Consider the following 22,211-nt stretch of genomic DNA (forward strand, 5'->3'; position numbering starts at 1 on the left):
GTGAAGGCGGCTACGCCGCCTTCACCCCCTTAGACCTCTTGAAAGTACTGTCATTTCGAGCGAAGCGAGAAATCTATATTTATTAGTCGGTCAGTAGTGATACTATATACAACTCAAAGGTTTACTCTTGGGCGCAATTTTTGCTGTAATCGCTTTGGAAACAAAATTAATTTAGCTTTGTTTATAGCATAGAAAGTGATCAAAAAAATATTTTATCTATATATTTGCATATTTAACTAACCACAATACGTTATGAGGAAAATTGTTTTTATGGTTGTTTCAGTTTTGGGTTTTGCTTTTGCTGCCTACTCGCAAAAAGAGAACACAGAGGTGAAATGGTATTCATTTGAAGAAGCCGTTGAGCTTAACAAAACCAGTCCCAAGAAAATTTTTATTGATTTATACACCGATTGGTGCAGCTGGTGCAAGGTAATGGATCAAAAAACCTTTAGCCATCCCGAGATTGCAAGCTACCTAAATAAGCATTTCTACCCAGTAAAGTTTAACGCCGAATCAAAGGCTCCCGTCACTTTTCAGGGGGTAGTATTTGAGAACAGCGGACAAGGAAGGCGAAGCCCACACGAGCTGGCCGCTGCCCTGCTTCAGGGCAAAATGTCGTACCCCTCAGTGGCATACCTCGATGAGGATAATCGTTTGCTGACATCCGTTCCGGGGTACTACCCTCCAGACAAGATGGAACCAATTCTAAAGTTTTTTGGGGGCAACCATTACAAAACAACAACTTGGGAAGATTTTAGCAAAACCTTTAAGGGGAAAATAGAGGCAACAGAATAGCCATACTTACATTAAGCTATAATCAAAAAAGGCTTTGGAAAAACCAAAGCCTTTTTGCGTTTAAAAATTGTTAATCAGCTGCCTCGGCATTCGTAGCATTGGGCCAAACTGGTAAAAGGTAAATGTTTGATTTAGGAACTCCGATTTTGAATCGTGTATTTTTGCCCGCACTGCTACAGGCATCCTGTAGTAAACAACATCCATACGAGGGCCTTTCTTCTCAATGTTAAGCTGGTCAAATACCGATGTTCCTTCCCACTGGTCTACCACGTTAAGCGTAATAAGCACAGGGCTTCCGCTTAAATCAGATGAGGGCAGAACTCCTCTGGAATCGGAAAAGCGAAACAGAATCGTAGAGGTTTCTGTTCCATTGGCCTGGGGAGAATAGTCGAACCAATGAGTGGCTGTTGTGCTAAAAACCTTGCCAGTAAACAAGGTTAGGTACTCCTCCTCGAGGCGCGAAATTTCTTTAAGTACCGCTTCAGCGGCTTTCCCTTCGGCAACAAAATCGGCATCGCCTGCCAGCAATTCCATTCTCCTTTTGCGCAGGGAGAAGATAAAATCGGCAGCCTCTCTAGCCTTGTCCTCAAAAGAGCGTTCAACAACCACCGACCTGTGTACAGGTACGCGAACAAAGGTACTATCCTGAACTACTCGCGAATAGTGCGTGGTTTGCTCAGTAGCAATGTATGGTGAAGGGCTTAAATCGACATAATTCACCTCATCTTTACGAGGTAGGGCTTTAGCAAATTTTGGCGTTGAACTAAAATTGAAATTGGCTGCGGGAATGATTAACCCCTCCTGAGTGATCTTCAAAAAATCAACCGCAAAATCATCGGCTGGCTCAACCACAAAGAGGCTACTAGGATCGGCCTGGTGGTAGGTTTCGGCCATTACACCTAGAATAGACCACGAACCTGTTCGTGTTGTGGCCACATTTTGAATGCCCAAGTATTTTTGTGCAAACCTTGCGTAAGGCCCGGGTATAACCTCAGTGTATTGTGCTTCTACCTTTATCTTAATGCTTGTTTTGGGCACAGCGTAAACTAATCCCCGTGGCGATAGCTCTACCGCTTGACCCATAGGATTAATCGTAGTTATGGGCTTTTTGGAGCAAGCTGTTGCCAGAAGAGCAACAGCAATTATGGAGATCATAAATTTATTCATATCGATATCATTAAAATTTTTACATTACCATTCTACACCATTTTGGTAACCACAAATATAAACACTAGTGTTTACAATAATGCCATAATATTTGGTAAATGATGCTAAAAACCGACTACTCTAGATGCGAAAAAGCCTTGCCAATATAACAAAGCAAGTCGGTTGCTACCATCGATGTTTGGCTTACACTTTGCGCAACTAAATCGGCAGCCAACCCGTGGATATAAACCCCTACAACACAGGCGCTCTCTGGACTATAACCCTGAGCCAATAACCCTGCGATAATTCCTGTTAGAACATCGCCACTGCCTCCTGTTGCCAAACCAGCATTACCAGTACTATTAACATACACCATACCCGATGGGCAAACCACCTGGGTAAAGGCACCCTTTACAACAATAATCACGTTATACTTTGCAGCCATTTCGATGGCTAGGATCAACCTTTTGCATCCTGAACTTGCGTGGCCAAATAGTCGATTGAACTCCCCAACATGAGGTGTAAGGATAGTATTTGTTGGTAATAAATCAAGCAAATCTTTATGCTTCGACAGTATGTTAAGACCATCGGCATCTATCACAAGAGGGATGTTTACACTACCTATAAGATTTCTGAAGGCATTAACCGTAATCTCATCCTGCCCAATACCGGGGCCCACGGCAACTGCGGAATATTTAGTTATATCGTGAGCTTTAGAGAAATGGTTGGTGTCCTCATCGAGTTGCACCAAAGCCTCGGGTGCCTGACTCTGCATAATGGAGTACCCAACCTGTGGTATATGGGCAGTAACAAGCCCCGCCCCTGCCCTAAGGCAAGCGTTTACACTAAGTGTAGATGCTCCCATCATTCCACGACTACCCGCAATAATTAGGGCATGCCCAAAGGTTCCCTTATGGCTAAATATACCTCGAGGTGTATAGTGCTGCTTAACGATTTCAAAATCTACATATATATAAGGTGTAAACTCCTCTTCAATAATTTTTCTATGTAGTCCAATGTCAACAACTGCCCACTTTCCTACAAATTTTTCGTTCTCTGGAAAAATGAAGCTAAGCTTGGTAAACTGCAGGGTAAGCGTGAAGGAGGCCTTAACAACAGGGTTTGGGTTGGGCGATGGGTTATCTTCACCAAAGAGGCCAGAGGGAATATCAATAGCCACAACAGCTGAAGACAAACTATTTATATGATCAACTAGCTTTGCGGCAACTCCATCAAGTGGTCTTGACAAACCCGAACCAAAGAGAGCGTCAATAACAATGGTATCAGGGTCAGAAGCAGGAAAATCCGATTCATTTAAAATGTAGTTTGGAGTCACAACCCCTTGCATCTCAAGGCGCTTAATGTTCACCTGAATGTCAGAAGAGTAATTTGCACTACAAAGAATATGGAGCTTAACATGGTAACCAATTTGGGCAAGCATACGAGCCAGAGCCACACCATCGCCTCCGTTATTGCCAGGCCCTGCATATACAGCAAAACACTTGGCATAGGGATATTTAGCTACAATGTGGTGAAACAATTTTGTGGCAGCCCTCTCCATTAAGTCTATTGACGAAATAGGCTCGTGCGCTATGGTGTAGGCATCAATGGTTTTTACTTGGCTACATTTAAAAATCTTCATTTCATTAGTATCATAATGTCAAGCAAATATAAAACATTAATATGATTGCTCCTATCGAAGGATACCCAACAGCTAAACGGTAATTATTTGCTAAATTGCGGGTTTTAAAGTAAAGCACATAATGGTATGAAAACATTTAGTATTGAGGAAGAATATATCCAGCTTATCCAGCTGTTAAAGGCATCGCGGTTGGCCCAAAGCGGTGGAGAAGCGCAGCAACTTGTGGTGGAGGGGCTAGTAAAGGTAAACGGAAGGATAGAGAGCCGCAAGAGAGCCAAGCTCCGCCCAGGTGATGTTATTGAGTTCAATGGGCAGAGCATTAAAATTGTCTCCAAATAACACCATATCCACAAATGCAATCGGGGAACCCATGAAAAGGATTGCAGCTATACTGTTGCTATTACTTGTTACCAGTATCTTGGATATATTTGGCCAGGACAGATATTTCGTTGAGTTTATCGACAAAACAGGAACTGAGCACACGCTCCAAAACCCATCAACCTACCTCTCTCCAAAGTCCATTGAACGGCGAAGAAGGCAGAGCATCGGCATAAACGAAATCGACTTACCGGTATCAGAGGCATACGTAAGGCATATTAGGCAACTTGGCGTAGAGGTTGTTTTCACATCGAAATGGCTAAACGGGGCAGTAATAAAAAATGCTACCAGCAAACAGATTCGACAATTACAAAAAAAAGAATGGATTAAAAACGTACTGCTAATATACGACTCGAAGGTAAAGGGTACTCCCACCCCCGATTTTACAACCTACACAGCATACCGTGCCGCCAACGATTCATCAAATTTCTATAATTATGGGCCAGCTATGGAGCAGGTTGCGATGGTAAACGGACAAGATCTCCACAACCTTGGTTTTAGGGGAAAGGGGATGACCATAGCTGTTCTTGATGGTGGGTTCTATAAGGCGAACATTCTTCCCGTTTTCGATAGCCTTTGGGCTAACCAACGTGTTGTTTTTGAAAAAGATGTTGTTGATCCGGAATCCAATCTGTATCAACAAAATTCTCATGGAATGTTTGTGCTTTCGGTTCTGGGTGCAAATGTAAATGGGCTAATGGTTGGTACTGCTCCAGAAGCTGATTATGCACTAATACGATGTGAAGACACATACTCGGAGCAGGTTATAGAGGAGTACTACTGGGCCAAAGCCGCCGAGCTGGCCGATAGCTTAGGAGTAGATATCATCAACTCGTCCCTGGGATACTACGAATACGACGCCCCATGGCAATCCCTTAGCTACAATCAACTCGATGGCAAAACAACCCCCATAGCACGGGCAGCAAGCATTGCAGCACAGCTAGGTATGCTTGTAGTTGTCAGTGCTGGCAACGAGGCCATAACCGATTGGAGACATATAATTTCACCTGCCGATGCCCACAACTGCATTGCAGTGGGTGCAGTAAATGCCAAGGGCAAAGTCTCGTCATTTAGCTCCATAGGCCCAACTTCCGACGGCAGAATTAAGCCCGATGTGGTTGCACTTGGCGAGAATACAGTGGTGCAAACAACAGAAGGCGAGATAGGCACTGCCGATGGGACATCCCTTGCGGCACCCATCGTATCGGGTTTTGCGGCTTGCCTCTGGCAAGCCCTGCCACACCTTACAGCCAAAGAAATTTCAGAAATTATAATTCAGTCGGCAAGTCAACACAATGCTCCAAACAATAGATTGGGCCACGGCGTACCAAATTTTTTGAAAGCATTGGAAGCATCAAAACAAGAAAAAGGATTTAAACCATGAGCGGAAAGAACGCCCTATCGCTGTTTGAGGTAAGCCAAAAAATTTCGAATGCATTGCAGGATGAATTCCCCGGTACGCAATGGGTAATTGGCGAAATTAGTGAGATAAAACAGAACGTCTCGGGACATTGCTACCTAGAGCTTGTGGAAAAGGACACTAGTAACGACTACCCCAAGGCCAAAGCGCGCGGAACAATATGGGCTCGAACCTATAGGATGATTAAACCATATTTTGAAACCGCTACTGGGCGAAGGCTACAGGCTGGGATGAAGGTGCTGGTGCAATGCACGGTAAACTATCATCCTGTTTATGGTCTCTCCCTCAACATAGTTGATATTGACCCAACATTTACCCTTGGGGACATTGAGCTAATGAGGCAGCAAACCATCAACAAGCTGATTGCCGAGGGGGTAATGGATATGAACAAGGAGCTGGAGCTGCCGCTACTACCCAAAAATATTGCCATCATTTCTTCGCCTACGGCAGCTGGCTTTGAGGATTTTGCCAACCAGCTCACACAAAACCCCTACGGCTACGTTTTCAATATTAAGCTCTTTACTGCAACAATGCAGGGCGATAAGGCTGAGGAGTCAATCATTATGGCTATGGATAGAATTTATTCCGATATCACGAGTTGGGATGTGCTAGTAATTATTCGGGGAGGAGGCTCGCAAGTTGACCTGGGCTGTTTTGATGGCTACAACCTAGCCAACAACATTGCCCAGTTCCCTTTACCTGTAGTTACAGGTATTGGCCATGAAAAAGATGTGACTGTTACCGATATGGTGGCTCACACTCGGCAAAAAACGCCTACGGCTGTGGCAGAGTTTTTGATTGCTCAGTTTGTGAATGCAGAAAACTGGCTAATTGAGGCAAACGACAATTTTACAGATGCTGTGAAACTTGTAACAGTTTCGAACGTTCAAGCCCTTAGTAGATATTCTAGCCGGTTATTTCCAGCAGTAATCAAGGTAACGCAACTTGCAAATAGCCAGCTACAAAGAGGCACACATAAGGGGCACGAGGCTATAAACAAAACAATTGCATATAGAAACACATTTTTACAACGAGTTTTAAGCAAGACTGAGACCCATGCAGAAGTTAAAATCAATAGGCAACAAGGTGTTTTAAACCAAATGCAAAAGCAGGTAAAAGCAGATATCAATAGCCTGCTACAAAAGGAGAACAGGAACACTATTTATTACGAAAAGAACGCTAAAGCATTAGACCCTATTAATATACTGAAGCGAGGTTTTTCTATTACCATACACAAAGGTAAAGTTTTAAAAAGTAGTGATGTTGCCAATGCGGGTGACAAGATTGAAACAATACTGGCCAACGGCAAGCTGGTTAGTACCATTGAAGACAAAAGCAATTAAAGATTTACTTGTACAAACCATATCAAATGATTATATTACTCAGAAAATACTCGCTAGTGAAATCAAAACTATTACCATTCCTTATACTTTGCTTGTCGTTTAGCTCCACTGTAGGGCAAATTAACCCACCAACAGCTGATAGTCTTAAGCTCGTTGCGAAGAGTAACGATCCCAAAAAACAGGTTGATGCATACATTGATTTGACTAGATTATACTGGGCTATCAGCTTTGACTCCAGCTACGTGTATGCCAACAAAGCGCTTGAGATAGCTCAACGATCAAAAAGCAGTGAATTATTGGGCGATGCCTACAATAACTTGGGTAACACCTACCTAACCAACAGTAGATTTGAAGAATCATTGCCTCACTACGAAAAGGCACTAGAGATTAGAAAAAAAGATGACAATCGAACAAAAATTGCCCACACTAAAAACAACCAGGGATTTGCATACCGCAATATTAATATGTACTCCGAAGCCATAACGGCGTTTAAGGAAGCTGCTGATATTTTTAAAGAGCAGGGCGATGAGGAAAGCTATGCTTATATGCTAATGTATGTGGCCAGCACCTACTCAAGAGTAAACGATAACAACAAGGCTCTTGAGTTTGCCATAAAGTCTGCCAACTATTTTTTGCAAAAGGACGATGAGTACGGAATTGCATATACCTACAATTTTATTGGCGATTTGCACAACAACCTAAGCAATCACAACCTGGCCCTCGAGTACATTACCAAAGCTTACGAACTATACCTAAAAATTGAGGATGCCGAGGGGCTAACCCAAACAACCAATAGCTTAGGAATTATTTATGGCGAGCTTAATGAGGGGGAGAAATCGTTAGAGTTTTACCAAAAATCGTTGGAACTGGCCATTGAGCGAAACAACATCAACGGCCAAGCTGTTGCCTATAATAACATCGGGTTTCAGCATACAAAGCTAAAAAATTACAGCCAAGCACTAGAGGCTTATACAAAATCATTAGCCCTTAGCGAGCAAGACAATCAATACGAAAGCCTGATGAATACCTATAACAATATAGCGTGGGTATACTATCATCAAGGCAATATCGATCAAGCGCAAAAAACAGTATTTAAAGCTTTAGAATACGCCAATTTAGATGGAGTAGATCTTTACCTAGCCGAAAGCCATGAAATCCTAAGTCAAATTTACTACAAGAAAGGCGAGTACAAGAAGGGCTTTGAGCACCTAAGCAAACTCCGTTCGATGAACGACAGCCTCTACAAATTGAGTAGTACCAAAGAGTATATGGAGATGCAGGTTCAGTTCGAAACCGAGCGCAAGGAGAAGGAGATTGAGTTGCTAAAAAAGAACGACGAGATAAAGAACCTGGAGCTGCAAAGGCAAAAAAACCTAAATATATTCTGGCTAGTTACCCTACTGGTTCTTGTCGCTTTTGGCATTAGCACGATTCTAAATTTACGATCCAAACATAAGGTAAACCAGCTGCTAACCGAAAAAAATATATTACTGGAAGAAACAAATACTAAGCTTATTGATTCGGAGAACCACCTAAAGGAGTTGAATATTACCAAGGATCGTTTCTTTTCCCTCATAGCACACGATTTAAAAAATCCTTTCAATGCCCTAATGGGCTTTAGCGATTTGCTGTACAACAACTTTGAAGAATACACAGCTAAAGAGAGCAAGGAGTTGATAAAAATTATATACGACTCTTCACAAAACCTATATAAGCTACTCGATAACCTTTTGCAATGGTCAAGGGCGCAGCTGGGTAGCATTATGTATAGCCCAGAACTGTTCCCCCTACGTAATATAGTTACCGACGAGGTGGATATGCTTAAGCCAATAGCCGAGAACAAGGAGGTAAAGATTACTACACGGATAGAAGAATTTTTAATTGTTTGGGCCGATAAGAACTTGGTAGCCGTTATCATTAGGAACCTAGTGAACAATGCCATTAAGTTTAGCAGCAGCAACGATAAGATACTCATCTCCGCTATTGAGTATGACAATTTTGTTGAGGTATCGGTTAGTGATACCGGTGTAGGAATTGACAAGGAAGACCAAGATAAGCTTTTCAGAATTGAAACCTCATTTACATCGAAAGGTACAGCCGATGAGAAAGGGACAGGGCTTGGCCTTATACTTTGTAAAGAATTTGTTGAAAAGAACGGAGGGAAAATTTGGGTTGAAAGCAACAAGGAAGGTGGAACCACATTCAAATTTACCCTACCTTCCATCCGCTCGGCACATAATTCTTAACCTTAACACTGAAAGTCATCAATAATGCCAAACGTATCAACCGCTCGCACTTATGCAGTTTTTGCAATTGCCATACTCTTAAGTAGTCAAGCCTTTGCAACCAATATACGCTGTAGTACCCCGAGCATAAAGCAAGGCTACCGATATCTACATGAAAACCCGTTAAAAGCGTCAGCATATACCAACAAAGCGATACAGGAAGCTAAGGTGCAAGCAGATTCCATATGCCAAGCCAACGGGTATGCCCTGCTATGCAGAATAAGTATTTTGCAAGATAAGATAGATTTCGCCAGGCACTACCTCGACTCATCTAAAGCATTTACTACCACCATCAATCCCGAGATTATTAGAGCCGAAGTTGAACTAAACAGCAAGTTGGGTAACCATAAGGCCAATGTTGAGCTACTTGACAAATCGAAAAAGACAGCGAGTAAACAGGGACAATTGGATGTAATGATAAGACTCCTGCTGATAAGTAGCGATATATATAGGCAGGAATTGGATCTAGAGCAATCGGAGGCTATGGCTTTGCAAGCTCTTGAAATGGCATCATCAAATAATCTTACTGAACAAATCGCCACTTCGCATAGGACATTGGGTAGCATACACCTTCAGAAGGGCAACTACGATGCTGCCCTGGAAAGTTATACCAAGGCCGAAACTCTTTTCGCAAAGGTGAACGATATCGACAACCTACTTATAACCCAACGAAACATAAGCTTAGTCTATCGAAACAGAGGTGATTACAGCACCTCTTTAGACAAGCTAAATGACGCGCTAAGCACTGCTCTACAGGAGAATAACCCCGATGAGTTGGGGCAGATATACAACCTTATAGGCAGCACCTATGCCCGAATGGGCAAATCGATGGAGGCACTTGAGAACTACAACCTCAGCCTGCGATACCGAGAGGAGAATCAGCTGCTGGCAAGCTATGCATCTACCCTTGAGAACATTTCCAGAATTCAACGTGATCTGGGGCAGTATGCAGAGGCACTCCGTAATCTAAACTTAACAATTAGCATAAGTAAGGAGTTGAACGATGCCCAGCGTATGGCATCAACCTACAACGAGATGGGAAACCTATACGGGCAGCAGGGGCAGCTAGCCGATGCGCTAACAAATTACCTGAACTCCCTAAAAATCCGACAGGAAGCAAACCTTCACTCCGAGGTCTCGCGGTCACTCATCAACATTGGCATTACCTATCGCCAGCTCAAGTCGCACCACAATGCGTTAAAATACTTTACCCAAGCGCTGGAGCTTATAACGGACGAATCGGATCCTATGGGTAAGTCATGGGTATACATTCACCTAGGCAACACCCACAGAGATATTGGAAACCTTAAGGAAGCCGTAGGCAACTACACCAAAGCCCTGGAGCTAAGGAAAAAAACTGGGAACCAGCAACTAATAACCCAAGCTATGCGAAGCCTGGCCGTTGCCCATAGCGAGAACAATGAGTTCGCTAAGTCGCATCAAATCTTCGATCAAGCACTAGCTATTGCCCAACAACAAAACGACGAAAAGGCAATTGCCGATTTGTACAACGAGCTGGGCAACCTTTCGCTTAGGGAAGGGCAATTGAGAAAAGCCCTCGCATACTTCGAGGATGCAGCAGAACTGTATGGCAAGCTATTCGATCTTGAGCGGAGGGGACTCTGCATTAGAAAGATTGGAGAAATCCATACTACACTGGGCAACTCTACTGAAGCCATTGAGAACCTACAGCTTGCCCTCTCGCTTGCACGCAGAACCAATAATGCCAAGCTAAAGGAACTTACCCTGCTTGCCCTATACGAGTTTCATAGTAAAAAAGGGCAGTTTAATGAGGCATTAAACTTTTTTGTTAAGCATATCGAAGTTAGGGATAGCCTTAACGCCATCTCGGAACAGGAAGCCGTATGGCAGGCAAGCCTCGACCTGGAGCTGAATAAAAAGGCCGAAGAGATTAGAGCCATCGAAGGAGAGGTTGAGGTACTGAGGGCTGAAGCCCAGCTTAAATCCATTCAGCTAGAACAGCAACGAATGGTCAAAAATTTTCTTGTAATAAGCTCATTATTTGTTCTTGTTATTGCTATTGGTAGCATTTTTGGGTATGTAATCATCAGAAAAAAGAATAGCACGCTAAACATAGCCAACGAGAAGCTGGCCAAATCGGAAAAGGAGCTAATGCGAACCGTTCAAACCAAGGATAAGCTGTTCTCAATTATTGCCCATGATCTTCGCAGTCCATTCACCGCTCTTGTTGGGCTAACCAGCGTATTGGCAAACCAATCATCGGAGATGAAAAGCGATGAGGTAAAAGAGTACGGGTCGCTTATTCATGAATCGTCGCAAAAGTTGCTAAACCTTATTGAGAACCTACTTTACTGGTCGCGAAGCCAAACCGGCAAGCTGAAGCTTGTGCCCAAAGAATTTACTATCCACAACCTTGTGGCCGAAGTGAGTAGCGTGCTGTCTCTGCAGGCCAATGCCAAACAAATAAGCATTGAGAACAATATCGACCCAAGCACTTTAGTTTTTGCCGATTACGAAACCTCGGCCACGGTTATCAGGAATCTTATTTCAAACGCCATAAAGTTTACCAATGCAAATGGCCAAATAGCAGTTGATGCAGAACAGAAAGGCCCTATGGTTGAGATAAGGATTACCGATAATGGAGTAGGAATAAGCCCTGCAAATCTTTCGAAACTCTTTAAAATTGAACAAAGCTTTAGCACCAAAGGCACTGGCGAAGAGGCTGGTACCGGCTTAGGACTAGTGGTTTGCAAGGAGTTTACAGAAAAGAACAAAGGAACAATTGATGTGATTAGCAAGGAAGGGCTTGGAACGACTTTTATAATTAAGCTACCTGCAGCGTAACTGCTAAAAGCAGGTACCTAAAGCATATTCACTACTTTTGGGAATGAAGCAGTATTCTGTTATCCTAAATTTGTATGGTATCTAACATTTTACTTCTCGCTGCTGGTTTCTTCGTATTAATCAAGGGCGCAGGTTGGTTGGTGAGTGGTGCTTCGGCTCTGGCCAAACGATATAACGTTTCCGACTTGGCCATTGGGTTAACCATTGTTGCCTTTGGCACCTCAGCTCCCGAGCTGGTAGTGAACGCCATATCATCAACACAAAACCTACCCTATCTGGTTTTTGGAAATGTTATTGGGAGTAACAACTTCAACATATTTGTGATACTTGGTATTGCTGGGCTTATAACCCCTTTGGTGGTTCAATCGAGCACTGTATGGAAAGAGATTCCCATCTCGTTCCTTGCCATAGTGACATTCTACCTACTTGCAAACAACTTTTTCGTTTCATCCAACCCCTACCTTTCGCGTATCGATGGTGTTATACTTCTTATATTCTTTGGCCTTTTCCTGCTTTATGTATACAAGCAGCTAAAAACTAGCGGAGTATCAACAGAGGATACTGCCAAGGGGTATAGCACATCCAGAATTTGGTTACTTATAATACTAGGGCTTGGGGGCTTGGTGCTTGGGGGGCAGCTGGTGGTTCGTAGCGCAACCAGTTTGGCCACCTCACTGGGGGTTAGCCAAAAGATAATTGGTTTAACCATAGTTGCCTTTGGCACATCATTACCCGAGCTAGCCACTTCGGTTGTTGCTGCACTTAAAAAGAATAGTGATATTGCTGTTGGCAATATCATTGGGTCAAACATTTTCAACATATTCCTAATTTTTGGCGTAAGCTCACTCATAAGGCCAATGGAGTTCAGCAGTACCTTCTCTGTCGATATCTTACTGCTAGCATTAGGAACCCTTATCCTATTTATCGCCATGTTTACAGGGCGAAAGAAAAAACTTGACCGGTGGGAGGCAGCAATTTTATTGCTAATCTTTGCTGGATATACCGTATATTTGGTGGGCAAAGAAGTGTAGCTACTTGTACAACACAATCGTATTTTAAACAGAAATAGTAATACCTATGGCTAAGAAGAACCTTTCGTACTCTGAGGCAATTGCAGAAGTAGAAAGCATTGTGGAGAGGATTGAGAATAATGAGCTCGACATTGACGAGCTGGCACAAAACGTAAAGCGTGTTGCCGAGCTAATAAAATTTTGTAAGGCAAAGCTAAAATCAACCGAGGAGGAGGTTGAGAAGATTTTAAAAGATTTTGACGAGAGCTAAAAAAGGAGCACCCAGCTGGGCGCTCCTTCAAATTAAAAAAGATACAATGCTATAAGCTAATCTTTCCCGGTTTTATCATATTCTCAGGTGCCAAAATTTTATCGAGTTGCTCCTGCGTAAGGATCTTGTGTTCAAGCACCAATTCGTATACACTCCTACCCGATTTAAGCGCCTCTTTGGCAATCATAGTCGACTTTTCGTAACCAATAATTGGGTTCAGAGCGGTTACCAGCCCAATGCTATTGTGCACCAACTCACGACACCTCTCCTCATTGGCTGTAATGCCATCAACACAACGATATTTGAGCGTATTCATTCCATTCTTTAACATTTCGATTGATTCGAACAAGCTTTGCACAATGATAGGCTCAAACACGTTTAGCTCCAGCTGTCCTCCTTCTGCAGCCATAGTTACGGTGAGGTCGTTACCAATTACCTTAAATGCTATTTGATTTACCACCTCGGGAATAACCGGATTAACCTTACCCGGCATGATGGACGAACCGGGCTGCATTGGGGGTAGGTTAATCTCATTAATACCTGTTCTTGGCCCCGATGATAACAAGCGTAGGTCGTTACAAATCTTCGATAGCTTAACAGCCAAACGCTTAACAGCCGATGAATACATAACAAAGGCACCTGTATCCTGGGTGGCCTCAACCAGGTTAGTGGCAAGCACCACATCCATATCGGCAATGCGCTTGAGGTGCTTCATAACCTTCTCGGTGTATTCAGGTTCCGAGTTTATTCCTGTTCCAATGGCAGTTGCGCCCATATTCACCTCAAGGAAAAGTTGGGCATTCTGGTTTAGCCTTTCTACCTCCTCAGCTAATGTTACCGCATACGCCTCGAACGATTGCCCAAGGGTCATGGGTACAGCATCCTGCAGCTGGGTTCGTCCCATTTTAATTATATGGGCAAACTCCTTGGCCTTGCTTTGGAATGACTCAACAAGGGTATTAAGCACAGAAATCAACTTTTTGTTGGAGTTGATAAGAGCAATTTTTACCGCTGTTGGATACGCATCGTTGGTCGACTGCGATAGGTTCACATGGTTATTTGGATGGCAGAACTCGTACTGGCCCTTCTCATAACCCATAATCTCCAGGGCACGATTTGCAATAACCTCGTTGGCATTCATGTTGGTTGATGTTCCTGCTCCACCCTGAATCATATCGACAACAAAGTGGTTATGGTACTTTCCGTTCTTTATATCTTCGCAAGCTGTAACAATGGCATCCCTCACCTCTTTCGAGAGTAGTCCCAGCTCAAAGTTTGCCTCTGCAGCCGCCTCCTTCACAATGGCCAAAGCATCGATTAGGCTTGGATAAAAGTTGAGGGTTACACCGCTGATATTAAAGTTCTCGATTGCCCTAAGGGTTTGAACACCGTAATAGAATTCGGAAGGAACATCCCGGTCGCCAAGCAAGTCATGCTCACGACGGGTACTTCCCGACTCGTACTGAGCGGCAGGGTTTATCATCCGGTTGTTGGCATGCCGCATGCGGCGCGAGATAACCCTTGCAATATTCGAGAATATCTTGAGGGTGGTTTCTGCGCTTAGGCTAAATGCCTTATTCTCTAGAATAAAAACGGTGGTTGCAACCAAAGCCCTTGCCGATGTGGAGTGCGGAGAATCGCTAGCCCATGACCCCTCACCAAGGAAATCGCCCTTGCTAAAGTAGGTTAACTTTAGCTCTACCCCAAAGGAGTTGCTCTTGAATAGCTCAACCGAGCCTTTGTATATAATGAAGATGCTCTCCCTTGCACCATTCTCACGAAATAGCAGCTCATTGGGTTTAAATGTTTTATGCCTAATGCAGCTGGTAAGGTTTTCGTACTCCTCGTCGGTAAGCCCACGAAAAAGTTCTATCTTCTTCAGGAACTCAATTACTTCAACGTTATCCATAAAAAGATGTATTAAAATGTATTGGTTTATGTTGGAATTTTTACTGCTGAAAGCACGTCAAAAACTCTATGTATTCTTGGCTGAATGCTTACCACACAAAGGTATTCAAGTAATTTGTGATTAACCAATAAAAAGGGATGATCTTACTAACCATTATAAAACATCTTTTCCCATACCAAACATTTTGGTTAATGCCTCATTATTCGGAAAGTAAGCGTGAATGGCAAAACGAAAAAACCCCGCACACGGCGGGGTTAAACCAAAACATAATTACAAACCAAACTAACCATTAATAAGTTTATGTTCCTTCGACACAATGTCGAAGTCGAAATCGCTTAAATCCTCATTGAAAAATGAGATTATTCCATCGAGGGTAACAGCCTGCGATACGCTAGTGCTTGAGTACTTATAGATAATATTGGCTAAAAGTTTCAACTGGTTCTGATTCGCAACGAGCACCTGAATTGGGTCAATATCACCAAATCTAACAATTGTCTCCACTTTTTTAAGCTCACCCAGGTTGGTTGCAATAATATCCTTAAGCTGGTGATACGCGTTGGAGGCAGGGGTATTCCTACGGCTTACTATACCCACCACCTGCATAGTACTAGGGTCAATTAAAGGCGACCCACTGTTTCCGTAGCTTACCTGTCCATCAAACTGTATAAACCTATTGCCATCTGCGTTGGCAAAAACGGAGGAAATAAGCCCCGACTTGATGGCTAAGTTAGAGTAGCCAAAGTTGAAGCCCAACGCTGCTACCGTTGAGCCAATCGTATAGTTACGCTGCTCGCTAAGCGTTAGGCTTGGAATCTTCTCAAATTCAGGTAAGTCGATATTAAAAATGGCGTAATGGCCATTATTGTCGAGCACACCAATACGGTGTTCTTTAATTAGCTCGGCATAAGGGATCTTCATTGATGCTGCTACAGTATTTGCATCGGCCTCAACAAAGGTGATTTGTACTTTGTGTGCTTTCTCAATACAAAAGGCATGCTGTGTGGTAACCAGAAAATTTTTTACTTTAAATCCCGTAAGTGAATCGATACATACTCCCCTCTCATTTAAAAAATTCAATTGGCAAACTGAAGCATGGCATGAGGTCCAAACATTGCTTAGCATATGGGTAGGGTTTTGGTTTGTTGTTTAAAAAAAGCAGACTGTGTTAAAAGGAGCGTACAATGGTAAAAACAAACAGCATGGTTACCACAAAGAACACTACAAAAACACCAACATCAACTGTTATGCGGTTGATTAGGCCTGATTTGAAAAAGGTTTCTACTCTTTTCATAACTTTATCTTTTTAAACGTACTGATTGACTATGATGCCGTGGAACAAAACGAAATGGTTTTTGATGAAAAAAAACTATCTTTAAACCACCAATAAACTTTTGAACTTTTTTACAGTAGCAAAACTATTGGAAATAGGAGGGTGTGCCAAGGGTCAAAGTTGTCAATTTTTACAAAGTGGCTTTATGGTAGAGCAAATCGCCCTTAATTCTCACTGTATTTACTGATATTCAATATTTTTAACGCTTTCTAAATGGCAATATGCCAAAATTATGATACAAAGACTCAAAGAATCGGTTGAGGCAAAGTTTGGCCGGAAGATTGCTTACCAAAAAGACTGCATATCGCTGTCCGACAGCGTATTTAAACTCACATCCGAAATTCTTAGCCCTTCTACCTTAAGACGTTTCTTCGGCTTCCTGTCAACGAATTCTAATCCATCACGTGCCACGCTTGACATCCTCTCGGTGTACTGCGGATACAATAACTGGGAAAGTTTTAAGGATAACAACAGTGTATCGCACTCTACAGAGCCCATAATCGACCTTTGGGAAAAGGCCAAGACAGAAGCAAACGCCATCAGCGAAAAGAATTGCAAGTCGTTGAAACAGGAGAATTCCCTAGGTTTTTCCAATAGTATTGCCCGGGAGTTTGCCCACGACAGGCTGGAATCATTCCTCAACACAAGTTACAGTGCAACCCCATTTATTGGCCCCGGGGGCTTCGGAAAAACTACGCTGCTAATTAAATGGTACGAGGACTTTAAGACTAACGCAAGGAGTGAAAACCATATCATTCTATTTATCCCTGCCATACACCTCGAAAACTGGGTTAGCAAGGAGAACTACCTCGACGATTGGATACTTTCCCTTTTGAACCTTTCTCAATCGGGATTTTTTGAAACCCTAAACTCCAATCCGAACCTTGCGTTGGGGAAATTTATTCTAATTATCGATGCGCTCGATGAGATTGAGGCAAACCTTGCAAAAACTGAACGAATTTTTAATGCACTACATAAGCTTACCGCTAGCTTATCAAGCCAATGGTTTCGGCTTATAACCTCTGCTCGCTTCTCAACGTGGGTTCAGTTCACCAATCTTGCAAATAATATTGACACTTGGTATTTTGCCTCACCCGATAAAATTTTTACACAGGGTACAAATATGCCTCCCCTGAGCGATAACGAAATACAAAGCATTATTGACCTCACCATAAATAGCGGCAGCTTACCCCGAATGATAATTGAGGAGATTCCTTACGATCTGCTTCAAATCATTTCGCATCCATACTACCTTCAGCTGTTTATTGAGATATATAACCCTACTAGCCTTCATCTAATCTCCGATAAGATTGACCTACTGACGGAGTTTTTAAAAAAACACATTTATCAAAGTAATCTAGCCGACGAGAAGAGTGATATACTATACGCTATAGTTGAACTCTCGCACCAAGAGAAAACCTACGGCCTAGTTAAAAAGAACGATCTTAAGGAACGCTACCCCATTCACCTCAAGTCTGTTGGAAACTATGCCACGGCTTACAATCAGCTTTTATCATTTGGGATACTATCCGAAGAGATCACAAAGAATGAGTATGGCCAATACACTACCTATACCAAGGTAAATCAACGCATCCTTTTCAGAATGCTCTTGGCGCATAAGCTAATCGAGAAAAACAATGGAATCACCTTTGAGCTTTTTACAACAATTGAGAAGGAATACTCTGGTTCCCTTATGCTTGGCCATCTCATAAATTTAATTTTCGAGCTTGCCTACAAGCGAAAGAGTGTTGATGCGTTAAAACCATTCTTCAATCTTAAGGACGAATCGCTCGATCAAGCCTTTAGGTTCCCAAATATCCACAATGCTCTGGCTAAGGATGAGCTAATGAGGCGAGAACTAATACCTTACTTTGCAAGTAATGCCCGAGCCCGAAAGTTCCTATTCGAACGGCATATCAATTTAAATACTATCGCCAACAGCTCAAGGCTGCTTTATTTTAACTACATCCAAAACTCAACCACCGAAAAGGATATCTTTGTTGGCAAAACATTGCTATACACCTCAAGCGCTTACTCAATGGACTTCACGTGGGTAAATCAGTTTGGCGCCGATTTTCCCATGGATGTGCCCCACCATGGCACCTCTCCCATTATTGCTGGGCTATGGTTTACCTGTAGATTTATAGTTGCCTTTGTTGGAGGGACTAAAGACTACGATGTTATATTGAAACATATTGATTCCTATCAAGCCATACACCAATCGGAATGGAATATTAACGATAGGTATAACTATGAAATAGGCCTCTTCCTAGGCCTGCTTACTACAAAGCAGTATGAGGTAATTCGCAACAGGATAAACCCATTGCTGATGGAGCAAAGCCACGATATGATGAACCAAGAGGAAAAAGCCCTTACCCTGTATTTAGAGCTAGCTCAATGGCACATAAACAAAACATTTGATGACCTAACTGCCCAAAGAATTCTGCAACACATGGACAATACCCCCGAATGGGCCAGATACCAAAGTGCAATTGTTGGAAAATCATGGATGGCCATGTACTACTTCACACGAGGTCATATCGAAAAATCGTACGAATATTTTAAAAAAGCATTGGAGATTAGCAATGTTGCAGGGTACACAATTTACGAAGCCAAACTACTCTATAGCCTTTCGAAAGTACTTGAAAGTATTGGCGAGAGCCAAAGGGCTAACGATTGCAACAAGCTTATTGAAACCCTCACGGATAGAAGTAATATCGATTTAGGATCGCTTTAGCTCGTCCTATGGTAGCTAATTAACCCATCGATGGGGTATTGCAACACCTTACCTAGCTGAGCACCATACCTATGGAGCACATTCTGCAGCTCCTTGGCAAAGACTACCCCAACAGATCCGACCACCCCCACAGGCTCTACCGATAGCTCCATATACTTTAGCAGATGCCTTTCTATGAGCTGAACAAAACAGTCGTCAATAAGCTGTGCAATGCCTTCATGCGACGAAAGTTTCGCAATTATATCGGTAAAACCAGCAAGAAATGGGGCTGGTGAAGGGCTTGAATAAACTCGTTGTAGAATTTCCTCAACGGACAATGGACAAAGGGTTTCAATTTCATTACGTAATGTTTCTGGCAACTCATTGTAAAGCCAGCGCTTTACAAACTCTTTTCCCAAATGCGCACCACTACCCTCATCGCCTAAAATATAACCTAACGAGGGAGTATGCCTAACCAGTTCAACCCCATTGTAAAAGCCCACATTCGACCCAGTGCCAAGTATAACCACAATCCCCTGCCTGTTACCAAAAAGCGAACGGGCAGCTCCCATCAAATCGCTTGTTACCTCCACAGTGGTAACGTTGCAAAAAATCTTTCTCAGATTGGAAGCGACAATATCCTGCATCGACTGATATGCGCAACCTGCACCATAAAAAAACACCTGAGTAACCCCTCCTCTATCAACATTGTCTGCTATTGCTTCATTTAGAGCATCCGAAAAGTTTTCTCTATGATGATATGGGTTTAGCCCCTGGCTAAAAAAATCAATCTCTGCTCCGTTGGGCATTAAGGCCCTCCAGTGTGTTTTGGTCGATCCGCTATCGGCAATTAGTATCATTGGCTAGCCTTTTTCTTAACTCGTTTAAGTGTGAGCAGGTTCATAGGGTTGGTTGTCATCCCCTCTACCTGTGGGTTTACAAATCGAACCACTTTATCGTAAAACATTGGTATAACAGGAACTTGGGCCATTACAAGCGAGTCCATCTTATTATAGATTGCATATCGTTCGGTATCCGACGAAATACGAAGGGCTTTTTGATAAAGGCTATCGAACTCGCTATTGGCAAAGTGTGTATAGTTAGGCCCTCCTGGACTAAAATTCTCCGACAGGAATAGCGAAAGGTAGTTCTCGGGGTCGGCATAATCGGCCACCCAGCTGCCCCTAAACATCATCAGCTTTGAATTGGCCATCATCTCGCGGTAGGCTGGGCCAGGAAAAACCTCAACCCTTAGCGGGATACCCACATCGGCCAGCTGATGTTGAATAAACTCAGCAATATCAAGGTAATCGCTGGTTGTACTAAGTACAATCGTCTCTAAACCCTTACCATCGGGGTAACCTGCATTGGACAGAAGCTCACGGGCAAGCTCAGGGTTGTAGCTGTAACCCATCACCTTATGGGAGAAACCGGGCATACCGTTGGGCACAAAACCGTTGTGCGCTGGGTAACCCATATTGCTCCGCAGGTAGGTCATCATTCGCTCGCGGTCAAATCCGTAGGCAATGGCTTTACGAACCTCCAGCTTACTTAGTGGGTGATTTTGTGCAATATCCAAAGTGGTGTCCACAAGTATGCCCAAATACTCAGTGTTCAGATATGGCCCAGTAAGCATCCTAACCCTGTCGGCATACTTAGGGTTAAGCCCACCAGCCCTTGTAAGTAGCTCATCCTTCGAGGTGGTGTGTATACCCGAAAGGTAATCGATATTCCCCAAAAGAAACTCCAGAAACTCAGACTGCTTATCGGTGATAAACGAGACATTAACCGCCTCAAGGTAGGGTAATCGTTGCCCCTTTTCATCAACCTCAAAGTAGTTGGGATTTTTGCGAAACACCAATTTTTCACCCTCTTTCCAGTACTTAAAGTAGAAGGGCCCAGTACCTATTGGGTTGCTTCGGAAATCTTTTCCGTAATGCTCCACCACTTCACGCGGAACCACATATGCGTAGGGCATCGAGAGTAACCCAAGAAATGCGGGAAAGGGTTTTGTAAGATGAATTGCTAGGGTAGAATCGTTTATCATCCTAAGGCCATGCGTGGTATTGGGGTGGTCAGAATCCAGCACTGAGAATATCCACGCCCCAGGCGATGCTACATCAGGGTTGAGAATTCGACCAAAGCTGTAAACAAAGTCGCTTGCTACCACTCGCCTGCCCTTGCCATGAGGGAAAAGGGGCGAATCATGAAATCGTACATCTGTTCGCAGGTTAAAGGTGTAACGTAAACCGCTCTCATCAACCTCCCATGAATGGGCAATGCTTGGCTCAACGGTAAGCGAATCGGAAAGCTGAACTAACCCATTATACAGCTGATGTACAGGCCAAATAAGGGGGAGGCTGCGGGCAAATGCTGGGTCGAGCGAGGTAATGCCCTTGCTCTCGTTGTAGCGAAAAACCATTGAATTGTTATCCGCCTGGTGCCTATGGGCGCAACCAGCAAAAAACAGAACAGTTACCAATGCCAGACCAACTCTACTCATCCAAATGCAATTTAGTATTGCAAAGATATAAATATCGTTGTGTACACAGCCATACAAAAAAAGAAACCGGGCCTCCTCAGAACAACATCAAGCAACTGGTTAACTGAAGCCAGCAATCTATTCTGCATTCTAAACCTCATCGTTTGCACAGAAACTAAAGAAATTGTTATAGGACTGTGGGGTGGTGGATATTACTTAGGAAGTAGCGCAACAACGAAACCAAAATGATTAAAGATAAAGTACTTGTTCTCTTCAGAATTTAATACCTTTAAGAGTCAAAAGAATACTTCTAACAGCAGAACACCCTAAATGACTGATTATCTGAATAGTGAATAGTACGCACTGTTCGTAACTTACAAAAAATGTTGATAAGTTTGCAATTAATTAACCTATTGCTTAATTTTGCATGAAAAGAGAGGCGGTTTTATATCAGAAATCGAAGGATGGGAAAAAGGCATTTTATATTGATGTGGAGAATGCTGAATCCATTCACGCTTTTCTAAAATCAGATAAGGCAAATCTGAAGAAATTTAGATATACTATATTAGCCCCAATTAAAACCGAGCAGAAAAATTGCTAAATTTCTGACGGTATGAAAAAGAACAGTTACTGGACATCAAAGCGAAAAGCTGAAGTA

Annotated in this window: 16 protein-coding genes and 1 pseudogene; 9 read left to right on the top strand and 8 right to left on the bottom strand. The window is 42.9% G+C overall.

Annotated features, from left to right (window positions below; genetic code table 11):
- Positions 1-252 precede the first annotated feature (252 nt).
- Positions 253-795, top strand: coding sequence for a thioredoxin family protein (locus tag G8O23_RS15480; RefSeq protein ID WP_166366500.1), 543 nt, complete (start codon positions 253-255; stop codon positions 793-795).
- Positions 796-855: 60 nt separating this feature from the next.
- Here G8O23_RS15480 and G8O23_RS15485 read toward each other — a convergent pair whose 3' ends face one another.
- Both G8O23_RS15485 and G8O23_RS15490 read right to left on the bottom strand, forming a co-directional pair.
- The gene (locus G8O23_RS15485; RefSeq protein WP_166366502.1) at positions 856-1,962 is read right to left on the bottom strand and encodes a DUF4831 family protein; all 1,107 of its coding nucleotides are present in this window, start codon (positions 1,960-1,962) and stop codon (positions 856-858) included.
- Positions 1,963-2,077: 115 nt separating this feature from the next.
- Positions 2,078-3,583: an NAD(P)H-hydrate dehydratase gene (locus tag G8O23_RS15490; protein WP_166366504.1), complete on the bottom strand. Its 1,506-nt coding sequence runs from the start codon at positions 3,581-3,583 to the stop codon at positions 2,078-2,080.
- A 126-nt stretch (positions 3,584-3,709) separates the two neighbouring features.
- On the opposite strand from G8O23_RS15490, the gene G8O23_RS15495 reads away from it, so the two are divergent.
- The 7 genes from G8O23_RS15495 (at position 3,710) to xseB (ending at position 13,116) form a co-directional block, all read left to right on the top strand.
- Positions 3,710-3,922, top strand: coding sequence for an RNA-binding S4 domain-containing protein (locus G8O23_RS15495; protein WP_166366506.1), 213 nt, complete (start codon positions 3,710-3,712; stop codon positions 3,920-3,922).
- 31 nt (positions 3,923-3,953) lie between these two features.
- The gene (locus G8O23_RS15500; protein ID WP_166366508.1) at positions 3,954-5,345 is read left to right on the top strand and encodes a S8 family peptidase; all 1,392 of its coding nucleotides are present in this window, start codon (positions 3,954-3,956) and stop codon (positions 5,343-5,345) included.
- A complete protein-coding gene (gene xseA / locus G8O23_RS15505; RefSeq protein ID WP_166366510.1) occupies positions 5,342-6,724 on the top strand; it encodes an exodeoxyribonuclease VII large subunit in 1,383 nt (460 codons plus the stop codon). Before G8O23_RS15500 ends, xseA begins: the two co-directional genes overlap by 4 nt.
- Before the next feature lie 26 nt (positions 6,725-6,750).
- The gene (locus tag G8O23_RS15510; RefSeq protein ID WP_166366512.1) at positions 6,751-8,970 is read left to right on the top strand and encodes a tetratricopeptide repeat-containing sensor histidine kinase; all 2,220 of its coding nucleotides are present in this window, start codon (positions 6,751-6,753) and stop codon (positions 8,968-8,970) included.
- A 24-nt stretch (positions 8,971-8,994) separates the two neighbouring features.
- On the top strand, positions 8,995-11,835 hold the full coding sequence (locus G8O23_RS15515; protein ID WP_166366514.1) for a tetratricopeptide repeat protein: 2,841 nt from the start codon (positions 8,995-8,997) through the stop codon (positions 11,833-11,835).
- A gap of 74 nt (positions 11,836-11,909) precedes the next feature.
- Positions 11,910-12,866, top strand: coding sequence for a calcium/sodium antiporter (locus tag G8O23_RS15520; protein ID WP_166366516.1), 957 nt, complete (start codon positions 11,910-11,912; stop codon positions 12,864-12,866).
- Positions 12,867-12,912: 46 nt separating this feature from the next.
- Entirely contained in the window at positions 12,913-13,116 is a 204-nt protein-coding gene (gene xseB / locus G8O23_RS15525; RefSeq protein ID WP_166366518.1) for an exodeoxyribonuclease VII small subunit, read from the top strand.
- Between the two features lie 49 nt (positions 13,117-13,165).
- On the opposite strand, the gene aspA is transcribed toward xseB, so the two are convergent.
- The 4 genes and pseudogenes from aspA to G8O23_RS17585 form a co-directional block, all read right to left on the bottom strand.
- Positions 13,166-14,599, bottom strand: coding sequence for an aspartate ammonia-lyase (gene aspA / locus G8O23_RS15530; protein WP_235942315.1), 1,434 nt, complete (start codon positions 14,597-14,599; stop codon positions 13,166-13,168).
- 96 nt (positions 14,600-14,695) lie between these two features.
- Positions 14,696-15,025 (bottom strand): annotated as a pseudogene (locus G8O23_RS17470) (cyclic nucleotide-binding domain-containing protein); the annotation flags it as partial.
- Between the two features lie 282 nt (positions 15,026-15,307).
- Positions 15,308-16,147: a S1 family peptidase gene (locus G8O23_RS15535; protein WP_166366522.1), complete on the bottom strand. Its 840-nt coding sequence runs from the start codon at positions 16,145-16,147 to the stop codon at positions 15,308-15,310.
- Between the two features lie 43 nt (positions 16,148-16,190).
- Positions 16,191-16,316 (bottom strand): hypothetical protein, encoded by a 126-nt coding sequence (locus tag G8O23_RS17585; RefSeq protein WP_262888076.1) that lies wholly within the window; start codon positions 16,314-16,316, stop codon positions 16,191-16,193.
- Positions 16,317-16,587: 271 nt separating this feature from the next.
- Between G8O23_RS17585 and G8O23_RS15540 the strand changes: the two genes are divergently transcribed.
- The gene (locus tag G8O23_RS15540; RefSeq protein ID WP_166366524.1) at positions 16,588-19,092 is read left to right on the top strand and encodes an NACHT domain-containing protein; all 2,505 of its coding nucleotides are present in this window, start codon (positions 16,588-16,590) and stop codon (positions 19,090-19,092) included.
- Here G8O23_RS15540 and G8O23_RS15545 read toward each other — a convergent pair.
- Entirely contained in the window at positions 19,089-19,931 is an 843-nt protein-coding gene (locus G8O23_RS15545) for a hypothetical protein (protein WP_166366526.1), read from the bottom strand. The genes G8O23_RS15540 and G8O23_RS15545 overlap by 4 nt on opposite strands.
- Complete coding sequence (locus tag G8O23_RS15550; RefSeq protein WP_166366528.1) at positions 19,928-21,574, bottom strand: ABC transporter substrate-binding protein; 1,647 nt, start codon at positions 21,572-21,574, stop codon at positions 19,928-19,930. Before G8O23_RS15550 ends, G8O23_RS15545 begins: the two co-directional genes overlap by 4 nt.
- Positions 21,575-22,211 lie beyond the last annotated feature (637 nt).

Origin of the sequence: Perlabentimonas gracilis, assembly GCF_011174675.1 — a bacterium.
Classification (GTDB): domain Bacteria; phylum Bacteroidota; class Bacteroidia; order Bacteroidales; family Tenuifilaceae; genus Perlabentimonas; species Perlabentimonas gracilis.